The sequence below is a fragment of the Robertmurraya dakarensis genome, from assembly GCF_900156875.1.
GTDB lineage: Bacteria > Bacillota > Bacilli > Bacillales > Cytobacillaceae > Robertmurraya > Robertmurraya dakarensis.
Genome location: NZ_LT707409.1, coordinates 3,201,084 through 3,218,750 on the forward strand (window position 1 = coordinate 3,201,084; position 17,667 = coordinate 3,218,750).

Consider the following 17,667-nt stretch of genomic DNA (forward strand, 5'->3'; position numbering starts at 1 on the left):
CTTATTGAACTTCAGCCGCTTCGATCTCGGCTTGCATTTCTGCTTCCATTAATTCCATGAATTCTGCATAAGTGATAACATCGGCCTTATTTGGCTCAGACACCTCTACATCTCCGTTGATATTTGATTTTTTCAAATCATATAGTAAAGATAAGCCTAACTTTTCTTCTTCCATTTTAAAATCAACGTTTAAATCCATAACATCATAAACAATGTAATCATCTTCATTGATGAACACATACTCGTCAAATGCGTTAATGCTGAATGTACTGTTAAGTCCTACAAGTACTTCATCGATGTTAATTAAAGCTAGCTGCTCTTTGAATAGCGCAACATCTTCAGCTGTTAAGCCTAATGCTTCAGCGTACTCTGGGTCTTCAAGCAATTCAACCAATTGCGGTAATGTGCTTGCGAAAAGAGTTTTTACAAATGGCTCTAAGCTTTCATTTGTTAATTCGAATTTCACAACTGTTTCTGCATCCACATCAGATGGGACTTCAACTTCACTTGGGTCAACCACTTTATAGTATTGGTTTGCAAAATCATCTAAGAATAGGTTGTTGATTGCTAGACCTAGTTCGTTTTGAAGGTTCATGTTCATGGTTGGAACCACTGGCTGTCCTTCAAGCTCAGCTAACTCTTCAAAATCAAACTCGATGAACTTCCCGTTGATATCTTCTGGTAATGGGAAAAGAGGACTTTGCGGTAGCTTAATCCACATTTTTTCTTCTGTCATTACCATTGGCATGTTGAATGTTGCGCCAACCTCACCTTTTAATGTCAAACCAAGGTCTGCTTCCATCACCATTGGGTCTTTCTGATATGTACCAGAAATATCAATTTGAATGTCTTCTAAAAGTGACACAAGTCCAGTTGCTTCTGGATCATTTTTCAAAGAAGCTGGTAAGTTAATACCTAGGTTCATGTTGCCTTCGTACTCATATGTTTCGATTGCTACTTCGTTCGCATATACTTCTTTTAAGAAGTCAGCCAACGGACCGTCTTCAACATTGTCTAGTGCTCTTGCAAGGAATGTTACAAATTGTGCTCTCGTTGTTGGCTTAAACGGTTGGAACGTATGGTCTTCGTAACCTGTTGTGATTTGATAAGCTAAAATCGCATCAATTTCCTTGTATGCATAGAAGCTCTTTTTTACATCTTTAAATGATGCTGAACCATTTCCTTCAAGTTCAAATGCGTTGGCAATGATGATCGCCATTTGCGCACGAGTTAACGGCTTGTTCGGCTGGAACTTCCCTTTGTTACCTTGCATGATTCCCGCTTCTGTAATCGCGGCAATTTCATTGTAAGCATGGAAGTTCTTATTAATATCTTTGTAGTCTACTGGCTTTGGATTTTCCGTGTCCAGGTCAAGGCCTCTAGCTAAAATAATCGCAGCTTGTGCTCTTGTAACGGGTTTGTTCGGACGGAATGTTCCATCGTCATACCCATTAATGACACCTTCATCGGTAAAACGGTAAATTTCTTCAGCAGCCCAGAAGTCCTTCGACACATCGGTAAATGACTGAGCAGCGCTTGCTGTTGGAATCATTAATGCAAAAATAACTGCAAAAACGATTGCCATCAATCCTGATTTCTTCATGGTTCTCCTCCTCTTTACTAAGTAATCCTCAATAACCCTATTCATTTAATATTAGGAAAATGCTAGAAAAATAGAATTCTAGTTATTATTTTCCATTTATGGGATATTCCATAGAAAATTATAGCATTCTCTAGGCTATTTTGAATGTGAAAAGCAGTCTTTTTTTGGAAAATAGTATTTAACTCCTATATTTTTCCCCTAATATGGCTTTTTAATTACTATTTTTGTAGGGGAAACTGTAAAAGGTGAGCAGGATTTTCATGTACCTGCCCACCTCTCTAGTTATTATGCACCTGTCTGAATGACCCCTGCTTCAAGCATTTCAACTTGCTTTGTTAGCAAGAAGTAAGATTGCTTCGCACCTTCATAAGCGATTCTTGCCTGGTCTACCGATGTTGATGCCAATTCGTAATTAATACGTGAAATCAGCCCTAGTTCATACTGCTTTCGTAAAATCTCGTAATCTTCTTTTGCATATTGATAATCAAGCTCAGCATCTTCTAAAGCCTGGTACCCGACTGCTACGTCATGGTATAGGGTGCGGATGGCTTCTTCGAGATCAAGTTTGAGTTGTACTAATTTTTCCTTTTCTAGTTCAACATTAAGGTCTTGCTCTGTTTTTTGAAATGAAGTAGAATCGTCATCCTCGTATACTTGGTCGCGCGTATACTCAGCCAGTGAGATCGTTTCTAATTGCTTTTTGTAGACAAATGAATTTTCTACAAGTTCACTAGTTTCTGTTTCTTGTTCTAGTAATTCAAGGTTATCTAGTTCCATGGGTTCAAGCTCGAAGGCAGCATGGTAGCCAATTCCAAGGTCTAATGTGTACTCCACCATATCCTTTGTATATTGCTCTTCGGCTTTTTTAAGATCTGTTTTCTGTCTTAATAGATCGCGTCTATTCTTATTGTAATCGTCAAGAGAGACCATCCCTAAGTCATATTGCAGCTTCAGTACAGCCATTTCTTTTTCTTTAGACTGATATGCTTGTCTTTGCAGGCCAAGCTGGTCTTTCGTCATGAGTAATTGACTGAAGTTGGCTGTTGCAGTCATTTTTACGGATTCTTCAAATTCAGCTTCGTTATAAGCGAGTGTTGCTTTACCGGATTTTAAGTTTTCAAGAGCGTCTTCTAACCCTTTGATTTTATCATCAATTAGTTCCAGCTGATTTTGAATGGCTAAACGTTCTTGAAACGTTCTGCCTCCTCCACTACTTTGCATATCCCTAAGATCTTCTCTAGTATCCTCTAAATCTTTAATATCTCTTTCCAGGTCACGGAAGTTATGATTAGCGTCCCCATACTGACTTTCTAATATCTCAGTTTGATATTTCATTTCGATCAACATTGGACTATTGTTTAATGCACGTTCAACCGCTTCTTCCAGTGAAAGACTGTCGAGTTCCTCTAATTCCAAACCTGTGCCTTCTTCAGTGGTTTCCTCTGTAGTATCTTCTGTGGTCTCCTCATTCTCAACGTTCTCATTTTCGTTCTCGTTTTCGTTCTCAACCACTTCTTCGATTTCAGTTTCTTCCGGTTCCGTCCCATCTGCCAAAGCAGCAGTAGACATAGCCGGCATCGCTAACATAAATGCTAGCCCTAACGCAGTATATTTTTTCATATTATCTTCTCCTATGTAACTACCAATTGGAAAACAATATCTATCTCCAAAGGTAAATATTAGATTCATAGCATTATTTTATCATATTTACCTATCCAATAAGAAGCAATAAGGATGACCAGTCAGTCATTTTTTTGTGGTAAATTAAACCAAAAGGTACCAGGTACCGCAAAAGCGGTACCTGGTACCATCCGTGGACAGTGTCCTTTTGGAACGGACAAATGCCCCGCTTTCAGCGGGGCATTTGTTCGTAAGTATGTGTGGAGAATTTATATAATTTATAATTTAATCTAATGTTGCTTGCTGTTGGATTTTTCCGTCTTTGACGACGATGATGTCGATGGTGTGGTCTGTGTATTCTTCTTTAATCACTGCACCGTACTTTTCGATGACTTCTTTAGCAGATAATTCCTGTTCTTCGTTTATTTCGATGTCGACGTTAACTGCTTGCTGATCTCCTCCTACAACTTGAACCATCACGCTCTCAATCCCTTTTTCTGCTTCAAGTTTCTGAGTTAAATCTTGGTCGCTTTCTAAAGTTGTATCAGACTTTTGATCATTTTCCTCTTGTTCTTTACCTTCCTCTGCCGGCGTTTCTTGTGCTGGATCTTCTTCCGCAGCGTCCTCGGCGCCGTCGTTCCCACAGCCTGAAATCATAATTAATGCCAGCAAAGCCACCAACATCATCATCCATTTATTCTTATGTAACATCTCATATCCTCTTTTCTTCCAATTTTTGTGCAACTCTAGATTGGATTTTAGCAAAGGAGCTGGTTGAAGTAAAGAGACTACTTGCCTCTTAAAGAGGACCTATGAAGAAGGTTGGGGGGCTTTTGGCCAGCCTAAAATACGAACATAGCCCTTGATCAAACGATTGATCAAACTAAAAATACTTCGGAATATACCCTTTTCTTTACCCAATGGTCATACCATTCAAACCTCGATCTAACAATAAAAAAGAGCTATCCACGTTTTATGGTCAGCCCTCTTTTGCATGTTATTTAGTTTTGCGCCGATTCTTGCTCTGGTACGTAATTGTCTTGGATCAGAATCATTTTTTCATCGATGTACTCTTTGACAAGTAAATCTAACTTAATGGAAAGTGATATATAGTCTGAGCTGTTAGGCCCATGTTCTTGATAGAGTTTTTTCAAATTTTCTTTGAGATTAAAGATCTCGACTAAGAGCTTCATGTTCTCCCTTTGAATCTGTTCGTACTCTTCCATTCCTTCTTACACCTCGTATAATGAATTTTTTGCCGATCATTTTGGAACGTATGATCACTGAACCTTTTATCATTGGTGTAAATATTAATTACTTCCAAAACCATTACGATATTATCACAACCATACGGGCAAAGAAACTATAAAGGAATAAATAGAAAGATTCTAAAAAGTCACGCAAACTACTGGTATAATAGTTTTCTTAGTGCATACCTATTTGCACAAGAGGTCGAACGTCTGATAACTAGGCAGAATGCGTAGTTTAACCGATTTTAGTTTTGCTGTGAATACTTTTTTATCATAATAGTGAGGGAAGAAGAAGTAATTTTCAGAAAAGTACCTGTGATTAGCTGTTTCGCGAATAAATGGTGTTGAACGAGAATATATCCGTGGTTTTCGCGAATAAAACTCATTTATCGCGATTATCTTTTGCGGAACGAGAATATCCATCGCCTAAAGAGATTAACCCCGTTTCCACTACTTTCATTCTACTTCTGAAAGTAGATTCTTCCCTTTTTTGTACCAGAGTAGGAGAGATTCATAGAGTTTAGTATCCGAGTCGCGGTATGTATAGAGGATAATTGAAGAAATTCTCGGCATTGCTGGTTGGTCATCGTGGGACCTAGCAGGGAAAAGTAATCTTCAAGTGCTTCTTGATGTGCATTCTTATCAAAGCAGCCGCAAGTGGGGCAAAACCATTTCCTTTTTTCACGAACCATCTTGAAGCTTTTGCATTCCGGACAGCGCACTCCTGTTATAAGATCAGATTTTGATATTCCATACTTTTTTAATACATCCCTATCTTCCGGAACATGACTCTTCATTAAAGTCTTCGAGAGCCTCCGCAGCATCTTATCATCAAGATGATATTGTTGATACCTTTCGGCTAGATGTGTATACCTTTCTATAAAAATTTGACTATGAATAATATGTTCTCGAGCTTCTTTATTATTTGCGTCCGTTCTTAAGATGGTAGAGGGGTTGCTAAAAACAACTAAATAGTCTATTGGATGGGAAGGAAAGTGGTGTTTTTTTAACCAGGCCGTCAATTGAATACGATGCCATTTAGCTTGAGAGATTGGATCCGGGAAGCATTCTTCAAGATTGTTAGCATTTCGGATTAATTGTTTGAAGGCGTCGTCAAAAAACAGAGTTCCATAGAAATTTTTACATTCAATGATTAGTGTAAATGTAGTGGTTAGAATTAAAAAATCAATTTGAAAATGGTAATTTCCATTAGGAAGGCGGAGATTATGGAAGATGAGGCAATTCTTTTGCGGGAGAAAGTTTAAATAATAGGCAAGGGCTCGTTCCCCTTTATAGCCGGCAAGACCTTTAACTAATTCTTGTTCAATTTCTGGTCTAGCAGGATCTCTAATTGGCAAACGCCGCAGCAGAGCTTCTGTTTTCAGTAAGGTTACTGGCTTTTCAATCTGTTTTACTATCAAGTTTGATCACTCCTTTTGCTTATTTAGTTCTGTATATATAGGGAAAGTCCTGCCTAATTTGTTAATAAAAATTTTGGTGGCAGGACACTGAATTGGGTCGTTTCGCGAATATATTTGTTCGAACGAGAATAAACCTGTAGTTTTCGCGAATATAAACAATTTATCGCGAATATCTCGGTAATGAACGAGAATATCTACCTCATAAACGCGAATAATTCTATAAACTAAGTCTTCTATTCACCCAATCTACATTAAACTCTGCATACCCATTAGACTTACCCCAGTTTTTCACCTCTTTGTGATCCGGATGGAGCTCATCCGCTAGAATACGGAGGAATTCTTCGTACCCCGCAGTGCCGCCGACATCTTCAGGAGGAGTATTTCCTTCCCCATCCAAGCAAACAGGGTGATTTTTATCAAAATCGTCGATTATTCTTTCCACTTCGATGTCATGTTCCCAGCTATCCCCGAAATCGTAGATGTATTTGATTTTTGCAGGAAGGATTTCGCTTATTTTAAAATCATTCTCATGCATCCTCGGTACTTTTTGCGGGAATTGAAATATAGTCGGGTCCTCCACTAAGGAAAGTTTATGGCCCGTTTCGTCATAGATATAGAACTCATGGAGATGACTATCACTCCAGCCGAAAACTACTTGTAATGCTTCATGGAGATCAGAAAAATTCATATTCAATGGAACAATCAGTTTCCGCCAACTTTGAGTTTCCCCGAGGAGGAGATTTACCTTGAGCACGGCCGCTTGACTTTCAAAAATAGCCCCGCCATAAAAAGTCTCTAAATTTTTATACAGTTCTTCGTTCGGTGTTATGTAGTTATTCTTTCCTTGACCGGCCAGCATCTTGCTAATCTTAAGGCTCATTCCACTATTAATAAGAGAATCTGCAGACAGATATTCCTCAAAGTACTCCACATTTTCACATTGTTTATTCATCCTAGCCACAGTGGTCCGGTCCTTTGTTTTTGTATAAGTGATGCTCTCTGCATGTGCAATATACTGCTGAATGACCTCATCCTTAATGCCCTCACGCTGAAAGGTTTCGCGGATGGCTTCGATAATCAATTCATCCAGCTTTTTAAAATCCTTGGCTTTCAAGCCATGAAGTACGATTGGGTAGAGGCTTTGATCATTCACAATCACGACCGTCTTTTTCCGGTTTACCGTAATCAAATTCGCATGCCAGGAAAATAGCGGATCCTCGCTTGGCTCGGTTTCCGGTTTGATTTTCAATTCATCTAGTAATTTCTTTGTACATTGCAGCAGCATCGTTAACACCTCTTTTTCTTTTATTTTACTAAAAAAGAGTGCGGGATGATATTCATATCGACTAATGTTTAAAGTCAGTTCAATAATACTTGTTAAATGGAAAATGTTGTATAATTAGAGCTAAGATACTTAATTAGCGTAGTTGTTGAAATAGAAAAGGGGGTAATTTATTGGAATTAAATGAGGTTAGAAATGAACTGTCAGTTAGAGGGAAAAACGGGATCGGATTTTTATTATCAGCTGTTGTCATTTGGTCAATCATTACATTCATATTTTTACAGTCATTTGACGTTTATCAGAAAAACATCTATATGTTGTTTTCAACAGGTTTAATGTTCCCATTATCCGTCGGAATTTCTACTTTAATAAGAGCTGATTGGAAACTTAAAAACAATCCATTAGGTAATCTAGGTTTATATTTAAATCTCGCTCAGCTTATCTATTTCCCTATCCTTTTTTGGGGAATTATAAAAAGTCCGAATGATGCTATCGTATTTTTTGCCATTATAACAGGAGCTCACTTTTTTCCTTATGGCTGGTTTTATAATGCTGCAGCATTTTATGTAATGGCACCCGTGATTTCGGTCTCCATTATGTTTTTGGGCTTGCATCTCAAAGGAAATCATCTATGGTTGATACCCATTTCTATTATCATTGGTTTGTTCGTTTTAATTTTTTGGCTTTACTTAGACTATAAGAAGAAAAGTAAAGTAAACGTCGAGGAAGACCATTGAAATGATGGTCTGTTTTTAAGCAAAAGAGCAGGAATTCCTGCCCTTTTACTTAAGTATTATTTTGCAAGTCTTAAAAGTTATGAAGGCTCCCTCTAAAAAGAGCACCCCTTCTCCCTACTAAGATTGAAAAAGCTCGATCCACTCGCCGTCCGGGCCGTTAAAGAAAATGTACTTCGCACCGCTTGGCAGTGTCGTTACGGCTTCGTCGATGAATGTTACATTGAGTTCTTTCAGTCTAGCGATCTCTTCATCAATGTTATCAACGGTGAAGGCGATGTGGTGTACCTTCCCTTCCGTTGGCAAATTGGGATTGTACCCTGAGATTAACTCAATGATCGGTTCCTTCGTGTCCTTTAACCCTAGGAATGCTAGTTTTAGGCTTGGATCGACATGGTCTTGCTTTTCGATAAACTCTAAGCCTAGCACCTCTGTATAAAATTGAATTGATGCTTCTAAATCCTTTACCTGCAGGCCGACATGTTCGAATTTTTTAAGAGCCATTTACTTCGCTGCCGCTTGTTCGTCAGAGTAGATTGGCACCCAGCCTTCAGTTGTAATGAAGATACGAACTGCAACTGTTTTGCGGTCTTCAGCAAGTGTGAAGTAGTGCTCGATATTTTCAGGAACAGAGATAAGGTCACCTGGGTTTAGATGCACTTCAAAGAAGTTGCCGTCCTTGCCTTTGATGATGAAAACACCATGGCCGCTAACGATAAAGCGAACTTCATCATCTGTATGGATATGCTTTCTTTCGAAGTTCTTTAATAGTTCGTCCAAGTTTGGAGTAGCATCTGACAACGAGATAACATCATAAGCCTTGTAGCCGCGGCGTGCAGAGATATCTTCAATTTCAGCCTTGAATGTATCTAAGATTTCAGCTTTTTCGTCTTCGTCTAGTAAGTATTTCTCTTGAAGATGTTCTGGAAGCTTCGCAATATCCCACTGTTCGTAAATAACGCCTTGCTCTTCTAAGAAAGAAATCACTTTCTCTTGGTTATCGATGATTTCGTTTGTTCCTTGAATTTTAATAGTAGTCATGGTAATTCCTCCTTGAGTTGAATAAATAGCGTGTCTGTATCAGCCCTTACCTTTGCACGTAAAAATTGAAATCACCACAATGCAGCAGATTTATTCCCGTATAGTGAAACTTCCATCAGTGGGGGTTTCCCTTCACCCCCCACTGATGGTTAGTTGAACCAATCGGATCTTTACAGACAGTTGATCTCCCACTTATCCATCCTGGATTCTCCCAAGTCTTGAAGTGGGAGTCTTACTGTCTGTTAAGATGGGAAAAATAAATAAAACCTCTTCAAGTAAGAAGAGGTTAATAGATTACTAACAACTTCTTATCTCTCAGCTCACGCGCTGTAAGAATTAGCACCGTACCCACTTGGGCCGGTTGCCGGGTATCATAGGGCTAGTCCCTCCACCTGCTCTTGATAAGAAAAATTTCAAATTTTTAAAATGCAATAAACGGTTGACCTAATCATATCGCACTCATTTTTACTATGTCAATAGTATTTTTACTGTCCACGAGCGGTACCAGGTACCACTCGTGGACAGTGTCTTTCTGAGACGTACATTTTTTTCTGCTTACCCTTAAAATCAGATAGGTTTTTTGTAAGATAAGAAAGCCCTCTACGCTTTTACTACACAAAAATGCCACATACCAATCATAGAGACAAAAGCAAAGGCTGATGATCAAGTTGATCATCCGCCTTTGCCCATAGTGAAATATATTAGGGCGAAAAAAATATTGTGGTATTTGAGTTGTCTTGGTGGGGAATTCTTTCTGCGGGTAGTATGATAGACTTTTTTATCGGAAGCTTTTATTTCATAAAAGTTGGATCCCAGTACTCTTCAATTCCTGTAAACGATTCCGCAATGTTACATGCAAACTCTGCACCATTATGTGTGAATAGTTCTTTTAAATATGTAAAAAGGTTCATGGTCAACTCTCCTTATTTGATGTTAGCTTAGTTAACATGATAATGGGTATTTTTTAGAATGTCAATAATTTTCTGTCAATTATTCATTTCAATGTTATATAAAGTAACACAGATAAACGAAACATAAGCTGTTGAAAAATTTTTTCATGATCGTTACAAACAGAAATCTCACTCGTTTTTATCATCGGAAAACATTTCAACAACATTGACTCCATGATAAAAAAAGCTCGGGACATGTGCACCCCATGTCCCGAGCTCATTAACCTGCAACCAGCTGCTTTAAAGTTTCACTAAGCACCTTGCATCCAGCCATAATATCATCCAATGTTGTCCACTCTTTTGGGTTATGACTGATGCCGTCTTGGCTTCTGACAAAGATCATGGCCGTTGGGACATGTCTTCCCATGATCATCGCGTCATGCGCTGCCCCGCTTGGTAGCAACACCGGCTGAAATCCGGAGCTTTCAACCGCATCCTTAACAATCTCTTTCATCCCATCCTGGATTAACACCGGATCGACCCTTAATTTTCTATCCAACACTACTTGCAGACCGCGGCGTTCAGCAATTTTCAACGCAAGCTCCTCAATCGTCGCTAGCAAGCTATCTCTGCTTTCTAAGTAAATATCGCGAACATCCACAATTAACTCTACACGCCCTGGAATAACGTTGCTCCCGCCAGGATAGACATCTATTTTACCGACTGTAGCTACCGCTGTTTCACTGAACCTGCCCGGCATTTTTTCTAGCTCCGTCATGAACTCACTAGATGCAGCCAAAGCGTCTAATCTTTGCCCCATCGGCGTGTTCCCGGCATGCCCCGCTTCGCCGTTGAACTGAACCCACAAGTTAACAGGACCTGCAATTCCAGTGACAATTCCAACCGGACAATCTTGCCTTTCCAGCACTTTTCCTTGTTCAATATGCAGCTCCACAAAGGCATGAATTTCTTTTGGGTTTCGAACAGCCTTGTCAAGGAGATCAATATCCAATCCGTCGGCTCTTAAGGCCTCAGCAAAGGTCACCCCATCTTCATCTTTATCCTCACGCAGTGACCCAGCATCGGCCTCCCCCATCATCACCCGGCTGCCCGTTAAACCACCGTCAAAACGAACCCCTTCTTCATCTGAAAAAATAACAATTTCCAAATTTCTATCAGGGATAAAGGCTTCTTCGGTCCAAGTCTGCACAACCTCGAGGGCAGTTAAAACGCCTAAAGTCCCATCAAAATGTCCGCCATTCGGGACTGTATCGACATGCGATCCAACTAAAACAGCCGGTAGTGTTGTGTCCTTACCATTTAATCGTCCGAACACATTTCCAGCTTCGTCTTCATAGACCTCTAACAGAATTTCCTTTATCCATTTTTTAACCATTTCTTTTGCTGCTCGTTCTTCTTTTGTATAGGCGATACGGTTTGAACCGCCCTCTTCGGTCAGTCCAATACTAGCTAATTGCGAAAGCCGTTCCGCAATCCTTTCTTCATTAAAACCAACCTCATACTTATTTTGAAACCCATTCAATAATTTTGCTTTAAGATTCATGGTGTCCCCCTCTGTTTTTACCTCTTATTATACCTCCAACCATACTAAAAAGAGCCAGCCACTTAACTGGCTGACTTCCATTTCTTTTTTTAACAGAACGAATCCTTCGATTTAGGATTACTCAATCCAAACAGCGGGCGAATAAGCAAGGCCGCACCTGTTCCGATCATTGCCATCAACATCCATACCCAACCGTGCAGGCTGAATGATGAAATCCCACCGAAGTATGCGCCAATGTTACAGCCGAATGCAAGGCGTGCGCCGTAACCCATTAAAAGTCCGCCAAGAATGGATGCCCACGCAACTCCTGGCTTAATTTTCTTAGGCTTAAACGTACCTTGGAAAGCAGCTGCCGTAAAGGCACCGATTAAAATCCCAAAGTTCATGACACTCGTAGAATCAGCAAGAACCGTAGTGGTTAAAGCCTCTCCCTTTGATCCTGCAAAATATCCCCAAGATGCAACATCAACACCGAAGAACTGAATGACTTTCGCTCCCCAAAGTGCGAAAGCAGAGGTGATTCCCCAAGGTGATCCTTTAACCGTTAACGTTATTGCATTTAGGACAGCCAAAATTACTGCCGCTGCAAACAATGGCCAAGAACCGCGGATTACCTTTTTCCAACCAGTCGTTGTTGGAAGTGGCTTCATCATTGGCGGACGTTTCTTTTTCGCAATCATAATCGTAATTCCGTAAATCGCTGCAAAAATTAATAATTGAACAACCCATGCCCCAAAGTAGCCAAGGCCCGTTGATTCAGCCAATGAAAATGATCCAAAGCTAGGCATGTCTTCCATCCAGAACGGCGCATGATAAGCACCAAGTACTGAACCGACAATGAAGAACGTCAGCGTCAACACCATCGATGAAGAACCGCCGCCTAAATTATAAAGTGTTCCAGATGCACATCCGTTTCCGAGCTGCATCCCGATCCCGAATAGAAAAGCACCGACGATGATACTAACGCCAACAGGATTAACAGAAGCTGATGGTGCTCCCCCGGTAAAAGTGAACCCAGTACCAAGGATAAGTGCGAATAAAGTCGTGGAGACGACAAACATCAGCAGATGCGCTTGAATTCCCTGAACATTTCCGACAGAAACAAAACGGCGGAATGCAGAGGTAAAACCAAAACGCGCATAAAGCAAAGTAGCGCCAAGCAGCAGACCTAAAATAAATAGAGTCCCTTGTTTCCAGCTGGCTACATTCACAATGGCAATTAAAAGAATAATCGCAGCAATAATACCAGCCCCAACAAAGTTCTTTTGCATTGGGCTTAAATTTGTAATAAAAGTAGTTGATTTATTGTTCCACTGTGGTGTGGTAGTTTCTAAAACTGGTTGTGGTTTTGCCAAATTTTTTCACCTCAAAACAGATAGTTTTAGTCTGATTTACAACTTGTATTATGATATTACAAGAATGCTAGAAAGTAAAGAGTCCATCTATTTCCATAGTGTAAAAGGAAGTAATCTTGATTAATTAATTCTTTTAAAATACCATATCTCTTTGGTCGTAGTTCTAAGCGCACATTATGACAAATTTGGGCTATTGTACAGTGAGTACAGCGGTTGTATAATTAGTTTGAATTTTCAGATAAAAGGAGTTGGGATAATGAAAGTTTTTAAGAAAAAGCTGTACACCGTACTAACCATTCTGTTAGCCTTCTGCTTCATCGTACCAGCGTTTGGGGCGGCCGAAACGGTCAGCAAGGAGGTAACGGTGCAAATTAATGGAGTGGACATTAAAGGAAGCGCTACTCACTGGACCCCAGGGAAGGTTTGGGTTGATGCAGTTGCTTATGCTGAGACTTTAGGGGTAGAGTACGAAGTGGTTGATCAAACTTTTGTTATTAACGGACAGCAATTAGAAATGAAAATGTACGATGGGAAGCCTGCGGTACATATTCGTGCAATTGCTGATGCTACTGGTGCCGAAAATGTGGATTGGAACTTCCAGGCAGGTCTAGCTTATGTACTGGACCTTCCAGATGGATCGATTTCTCTTGAAGGAACTACAGACGTATATGCACCAGGTGTGCCGGGCATGGGTCAGCATTGGGGACTTCCAGATGAACTTCCATTGGGGCCAATTTATGGGGTTGAGCAAGGTAAGCTTGTCTTTATCGAGCAAATGGTATCACAGGAAGATTTTATCAATGGGGTAAATCATGTTGACATTCCGGGCATGAAAGGACTTCCTTCTCCGCCAATCGTGCACACTGACATCGAATATTTGGACGCCGGACACCCTGGATTTGAAGTAGCTCATTTTGATATCCATCATTATTTTGTCACACACGAGGAACACTTGACATTCAGCCCTGTTGAAAGCGGAGAAGTTGGCCACGGCCACTAATAAAATAAAATGAACGCGGAGGCATTTTTTTGTGACCTCCTCGTTCTTTATTAGAAACATATTTTATTTTATAAAAGAAACAATGTAAATGGTATCGTCCCCAAACTAAGCAGTGTCGTCACCAATGTTGTAAACGAAATTAAATCCGGCTCGACATCGAATTGCACCGCAAGCATCGTCGTGTTCGCTGCCACTGGCATTGCTGCTAGTAAAATGAATACCGCTTTTATTAAATCATCGACTGGCATAAAACTGACCAGCCCCGCGGCAATTAACGGCGACACCGCCATCCTCACTAAAATCACCGTGTTCACATATCTCCATTGAAATTTTTGCGCCTTGATTTCAGCCAGCTGCATCCCAAGAATCAACATTACCGTTGGAATCGATGCCGATCCAACTAAATGGATGCCATCAATGATCGTCGATGGCAATTCTATCCTCATTAGCTGCAGCGCCACCCCAAGGATAACTCCATAAAGGACTGGAACTTTTAAAACACTTATCAGTGCATCTTTTGCGGTTGAAGACTTTGCACTGCCCTTTGAAGCAATAAAGATACCGATGGAGTTGATCAGGAAAGCGTGGATGACCATAATGATGACTGCATAATTAAAGGCCACCTCGCCAAAGGCAAACAGTACGACGGGTGCTCCGTAATTTCCGCTGTTTGGAAAAATTGTCCCTAATAACATGGCGGACGTATGGGTTCGGTCAGACTTGATGATTTTTCCGATGATAAGTGTTGTTCCGATTAGAATCACAACAAGTAAAGCTGAAAAGATAAACATGTAAAAATAATTCATGTCCAGTCTATTATTGTAGAAAGTATCAAATGTTAAAAATGGCATCATCAAATAAAGTGCCATCGTCGAAATCGATTTGATCTGGAATTTAAAAACCTTTTGTCCAATAAACCCAGTAGCGAAAATAAGAAATGCAGGCAGAACAATTAAAAATAAGTCCAATTTCAAGGCATCCCTTCAAAACAGAATATGATAGTTTAATATTCTGAAAAAATAACTCTATGGAAAAAGGATACAATAGTTGGAAAGAAAAAGGAATTGATATTTTTTAAAATATTAAGATTACTTTTTGTGATTTTGGGTATATATACTGGTAAAAGTCCGCTTCCTTCACTAGTAAATCCCCTTTGATCAAACGATTGATCAAATTTTTTCATCAAATCTCCTCTATTATGTCTCTACTTCATCGTGATTTTTCAGTTGAATTAAAGTATAATTTCTATGTAAGAATAAGCATATTAGGAGGTGAACGAAAAATGGAAGAAATTACATTAAAAACCATTTTGCAAGCTTTGAATGAACACTCCGAGCGTATTGAAAGTAGAATCGATAAGCTAGACGGTAGAATGGATAACATTGAATCCAGGATGGACAACCTTGAATCTAGAATGGGTAATATCGAATCTAGGATGGACAACCTTGAATCCAAAGTGAGTAATATCGAATCTAAGATGGACAACCTTGAATCTAAAGTGGGTAATATCGAATCTAAGATGGACAACCTTGAATCTAAAGTAGGTACCATTGAATCCAGAATGGACCGCATGGATAACAAAATAGAAACACTTGAACACAATATGAATTACCGCTTTGACCGTATTGAAACTAAATTGGATGGGCTGCGTCAAGAGTTGTCAGATACTCAGGAAACCCTTGATTTTGTATCGAGCAAGACCTTAAAACACGAGAAAAAACTTCGACAGCTCTAAAGAGCTTTTCCTTCATTTTTATATCATCAAAATTTTTTCCCACATATTAAGAATATACAGACATAAAAACTAATCATCCGCCGTATAGTATGAGCATAAGACTTTGGTTGACAAGTCATGATATGGGCTACCTTCCGTTTCCATAAGACTTGTACAATAGATTTACCAGCATGACATCCTTATTCTTTCTTACCCCCTATCTATTTGAGGTAGGGTCTTTTTTTGCTTTTCTTTCTTTTCTTTTTTGGCCCTTTTTTTGCCTGACAATCAAATTAGCTCTGTGGAAATCACCACAGAGCATCATCATTTCCCTTCGACAAAATCCGAGCAAATACGGGTCGTCACAGTGACCGCGATTTTAGTAGGTCGGTGAGCAATGTACTAAAAGTAGATAGATGTTCTTCTATTCTACCTGGGTACTCCTCTTCAATAAACTCGATGGTGTCATTTTCTGTATGCCATACTCCCCCGTGCTTTTCTGTTTGGGTATATCCATCTTGATCACCGATTTCCCAGTTTGTTGCTTCAAGGTATCCGTATGGAATCCCTATCCCCTTAAACGGTGCATGGTCACTCCATTCTCCTGTTGTCCCTTCTGGGTATTCAGGGTTGAGACCTGGGTTCGTTCCGACATCAAGTTTCTTCTTCTCAGCGATTTCCAGTGCTTGGTCACGAATAAATCCATCTTCACCTTCGCCACCATAAACATACATCTTGTCTCCAACTGCTAAACTGTCTAAATTGATCATGCCAACTGTGCTTTCAATATCCTCTTCAGACATATTTTCCGCATAATACTCCGACCCTGTTAACCCAACCTCTTCCGCCCCAAAGGCGATATAGACAATAGAGTATGGTGTTTTAATTTTCTTCAAGACTTCTGCTACCTCAAGCATTACACCGACCCCTGATGCATTATCATCAATGCCCTTGCCGACAGATACGGAGTCATAATGTGCCCCAACAATAATCTGTTTACTTGATTTTCCCGGCTTGTATGCAATGATGTTAGAAGAATCATAGGTTGAACCTCTTCTCGTATAAGAAAACTCTTGTACCTCCGTTTCCAAGCCCATTTGTTCAAATTGATCTTTAATATATTGAGCTGCCTTTTCCTCATTCTCGGAACCCGCTACTCTCGATCCAATTTCATTAGCAAGATATTTCATATGCTCATACGCCAAAGCACCATTTTTATGCGCCAGAGAAGGATGGTATGTAACGGTTTGAGCTAAAGCACCCCCTACTAGTGAAAGAAAACCAAAAACCACTGCGACAATAAGCAAAGAGAATTTCTTTTTCATTGTATTGCCCCTTCCAATTTTGATTATTAGCCACGAATACTTTATTCAAAGCAAATTCAAAATAGAATACTCTAAATTGGAAGATTTTGTGGGGGTTCTAACAGCTAACTTTAAAATAAAACAGAAAATTAAAAAGCCTCACAGAACACATTCTGTAAGGCTTGTTTTAACTTTTCCTTATATTAGTTTTTCAATATCCGCAGAAATTTCCTCTGGTGCAGTGCTAGGTGGATATCGCTTAACAATGTTCCCATCTTGGTCGATTAAAAACTTCGTAAAGTTCCATTTAATATTCGATCCTTCAAGATTTTCCGGGAAGTTCTTTTGTAGAATTTGATATAGTCTTCCGTTTGGATCCATTGCTTCTTCTTCCGGTCCTTGCTCCTTTAAATATTGGTATAGAGGATGGGTATTTTCTCCGTTCACCTCAATCTTTTGAAAAAGCGGAAATGTTACATTGTAATTTAATGAACAGAATTCGCTGATTTCCTCATCTGTTCCAGGCTCTTGACCTGCAAATTGATTACAAGGAAAGGCCAATACGGTGAAGCCCTTATCCTTGTAACTTTCATATAGCTTTTCCAATCCTTCGTATTGTGGAGTCAACCCGCATTTACTGGCAGTGTTCACAACCAATGCTACTTTACCTTTGTAATCTTCTAAACTAATCTCATTTCCATTTGATAGATTTGCTGAGAATGTATGTACAGACATAGCGCAACTCCCTCTTCATTGAATTTTAAGAATATTATAACATCTTGTTTCAATATTCAAAACAAAAGCGACTCCGCTTTCCCTATTCAAAGAGAAAAAGTAACACCAAAACAGAAAGGAAAAGCCCCATAGAGACCACACTCTCCATAGGGCT

Annotated in this window: 16 protein-coding genes and 1 riboswitch; of the genes, 3 read left to right on the forward strand and 13 right to left on the reverse strand. The window is 39.6% G+C overall.

The genetic code is table 11. From position 1 onward, the window contains the following. Nucleotide 1: 1 nt before the first annotated feature. The 6 genes from CZ487_RS24240 to CZ487_RS24270 form a co-directional block, all read right to left on the reverse strand. Nucleotides 2-1,603, reverse strand: coding sequence for an S-layer homology domain-containing protein (locus CZ487_RS24240; protein ID WP_077214931.1), 1,602 nt, complete (start codon nucleotides 1,601-1,603; stop codon nucleotides 2-4). A gap of 285 nt (nucleotides 1,604-1,888) precedes the next feature. Next, nucleotides 1,889-3,223, reverse strand: a complete 1,335-nt coding sequence (locus CZ487_RS24245; protein ID WP_077214932.1) for a TolC family protein — start codon at nucleotides 3,221-3,223, stop codon at nucleotides 1,889-1,891. A 285-nt stretch (nucleotides 3,224-3,508) separates the two neighbouring features. Next, nucleotides 3,509-3,934, reverse strand: a complete 426-nt coding sequence (locus CZ487_RS24255) for a hypothetical protein (protein ID WP_077214934.1) — start codon at nucleotides 3,932-3,934, stop codon at nucleotides 3,509-3,511. A gap of 290 nt (nucleotides 3,935-4,224) precedes the next feature. After that, on the reverse strand, nucleotides 4,225-4,449 hold the full coding sequence (locus tag CZ487_RS24260; protein ID WP_077214935.1) for a hypothetical protein: 225 nt from the start codon (nucleotides 4,447-4,449) through the stop codon (nucleotides 4,225-4,227). Between the two features lie 485 nt (nucleotides 4,450-4,934). After that, nucleotides 4,935-5,894 carry a nuclease-related domain-containing protein gene (locus CZ487_RS24265; protein ID WP_077214936.1) on the reverse strand — a complete coding sequence of 320 codons (960 nt, stop codon included), beginning with the start codon at nucleotides 5,892-5,894 and terminating at the stop codon, nucleotides 4,935-4,937. 217 nt (nucleotides 5,895-6,111) lie between these two features. Further along, nucleotides 6,112-7,179, reverse strand: coding sequence for a plasmid pRiA4b ORF-3 family protein (locus CZ487_RS24270; RefSeq protein WP_077214937.1), 1,068 nt, complete (start codon nucleotides 7,177-7,179; stop codon nucleotides 6,112-6,114). Nucleotides 7,180-7,349: 170 nt separating this feature from the next. On the opposite strand from CZ487_RS24270, the gene CZ487_RS24275 reads away from it, so the two are divergent. Beyond that, entirely contained in the window at nucleotides 7,350-7,913 is a 564-nt protein-coding gene (locus tag CZ487_RS24275) for a DUF7010 family protein (protein ID WP_077214938.1), read from the forward strand. Between the two features lie 117 nt (nucleotides 7,914-8,030). Here CZ487_RS24275 and CZ487_RS24280 read toward each other — a convergent pair whose 3' ends face one another. From CZ487_RS24280 to CZ487_RS24295, 4 genes are all read right to left on the reverse strand, one after another. After that, nucleotides 8,031-8,414, reverse strand: a complete 384-nt coding sequence (locus CZ487_RS24280) for a VOC family protein (RefSeq protein ID WP_077214939.1) — start codon at nucleotides 8,412-8,414, stop codon at nucleotides 8,031-8,033. After that, nucleotides 8,415-8,951 carry a 1,2-dihydroxy-3-keto-5-methylthiopentene dioxygenase gene (locus CZ487_RS24285; protein ID WP_077214940.1) on the reverse strand — a complete coding sequence of 179 codons (537 nt, stop codon included), beginning with the start codon at nucleotides 8,949-8,951 and terminating at the stop codon, nucleotides 8,415-8,417. A 305-nt stretch (nucleotides 8,952-9,256) separates the two neighbouring features. Then, a riboswitch (SAM riboswitch) is annotated at nucleotides 9,257-9,359 on the reverse strand. A 762-nt stretch (nucleotides 9,360-10,121) separates the two neighbouring features. Next, nucleotides 10,122-11,405 (reverse strand): Zn-dependent hydrolase, encoded by a 1,284-nt coding sequence (locus CZ487_RS24290; protein ID WP_077214941.1) that lies wholly within the window; start codon nucleotides 11,403-11,405, stop codon nucleotides 10,122-10,124. Nucleotides 11,406-11,494: 89 nt separating this feature from the next. Next, nucleotides 11,495-12,676 (reverse strand): YeeE/YedE family protein, encoded by a 1,182-nt coding sequence (locus CZ487_RS24295; RefSeq protein WP_084783459.1) that lies wholly within the window; start codon nucleotides 12,674-12,676, stop codon nucleotides 11,495-11,497. A 340-nt stretch (nucleotides 12,677-13,016) separates the two neighbouring features. Here CZ487_RS24295 and CZ487_RS27350 point away from each other — a divergent pair, with 340 nt between their 5' ends. Further along, entirely contained in the window at nucleotides 13,017-13,760 is a 744-nt protein-coding gene (locus CZ487_RS27350) for a hypothetical protein (protein WP_202617871.1), read from the forward strand. Between the two features lie 68 nt (nucleotides 13,761-13,828). Here the strand turns inward: CZ487_RS27350 and CZ487_RS24305 are convergent, their stop codons facing one another. After that, nucleotides 13,829-14,728 (reverse strand): AEC family transporter, encoded by a 900-nt coding sequence (locus CZ487_RS24305; RefSeq protein ID WP_077214943.1) that lies wholly within the window; start codon nucleotides 14,726-14,728, stop codon nucleotides 13,829-13,831. Nucleotides 14,729-15,042: 314 nt separating this feature from the next. Here CZ487_RS24305 and CZ487_RS24315 point away from each other — a divergent pair, with 314 nt between their 5' ends. Then, nucleotides 15,043-15,495 carry a DUF1664 domain-containing protein gene (locus tag CZ487_RS24315; RefSeq protein ID WP_077214945.1) on the forward strand — a complete coding sequence of 151 codons (453 nt, stop codon included), beginning with the start codon at nucleotides 15,043-15,045 and terminating at the stop codon, nucleotides 15,493-15,495. Between the two features lie 341 nt (nucleotides 15,496-15,836). On the opposite strand, the gene CZ487_RS24320 is transcribed toward CZ487_RS24315, so the two are convergent. Both CZ487_RS24320 and CZ487_RS24325 read right to left on the reverse strand, forming a co-directional pair. After that, nucleotides 15,837-16,799 carry a M20/M25/M40 family metallo-hydrolase gene (locus CZ487_RS24320; protein WP_077214946.1) on the reverse strand — a complete coding sequence of 321 codons (963 nt, stop codon included), beginning with the start codon at nucleotides 16,797-16,799 and terminating at the stop codon, nucleotides 15,837-15,839. A 177-nt stretch (nucleotides 16,800-16,976) separates the two neighbouring features. Then, nucleotides 16,977-17,513, reverse strand: coding sequence for a glutathione peroxidase (locus tag CZ487_RS24325; RefSeq protein ID WP_077214947.1), 537 nt, complete (start codon nucleotides 17,511-17,513; stop codon nucleotides 16,977-16,979). Nucleotides 17,514-17,667 lie beyond the last annotated feature (154 nt).

Excerpts from the sequence above, each read along its gene's own strand:
- CZ487_RS24290 (WP_077214941.1), bottom strand. The coding sequence starts at position 11,405 with ATGAATCTTAAAGCAAAATTATTGAATGGGTTTCAAAATAAGTATGAG.
- CZ487_RS24295 (WP_084783459.1), bottom strand. The coding sequence starts at position 12,676 with ATGCAAAAGAACTTTGTTGGGGCTGGTATTATTGCTGCGATTATTCTT.
- CZ487_RS24320 (WP_077214946.1), bottom strand. The coding sequence starts at position 16,799 with ATGAAAAAGAAATTCTCTTTGCTTATTGTCGCAGTGGTTTTTGGTTTT.
- CZ487_RS24315 (WP_077214945.1), top strand. The coding sequence starts at position 15,043 with ATGGAAGAAATTACATTAAAAACCATTTTGCAAGCTTTGAATGAACAC.
- CZ487_RS24270 (WP_077214937.1), bottom strand. The coding sequence starts at position 7,179 with ATGCTGCTGCAATGTACAAAGAAATTACTAGATGAATTGAAAATCAAA.
- CZ487_RS24245 (WP_077214932.1), bottom strand. The coding sequence starts at position 3,223 with ATGAAAAAATATACTGCGTTAGGGCTAGCATTTATGTTAGCGATGCCG.
- CZ487_RS24240 (WP_077214931.1), bottom strand. The coding sequence starts at position 1,603 with ATGAAGAAATCAGGATTGATGGCAATCGTTTTTGCAGTTATTTTTGCA.
- CZ487_RS24325 (WP_077214947.1), bottom strand. The coding sequence starts at position 17,513 with ATGTCTGTACATACATTCTCAGCAAATCTATCAAATGGAAATGAGATT.
- CZ487_RS27350 (WP_202617871.1), top strand. The coding sequence starts at position 13,017 with ATGAAAGTTTTTAAGAAAAAGCTGTACACCGTACTAACCATTCTGTTA.
- CZ487_RS24255 (WP_077214934.1), bottom strand. The coding sequence starts at position 3,934 with ATGTTACATAAGAATAAATGGATGATGATGTTGGTGGCTTTGCTGGCA.
- CZ487_RS24285 (WP_077214940.1), bottom strand. The coding sequence starts at position 8,951 with ATGACTACTATTAAAATTCAAGGAACAAACGAAATCATCGATAACCAA.
- CZ487_RS24280 (WP_077214939.1), bottom strand. The coding sequence starts at position 8,414 with ATGGCTCTTAAAAAATTCGAACATGTCGGCCTGCAGGTAAAGGATTTA.
- CZ487_RS24260 (WP_077214935.1), bottom strand. The coding sequence starts at position 4,449 with ATGGAAGAGTACGAACAGATTCAAAGGGAGAACATGAAGCTCTTAGTC.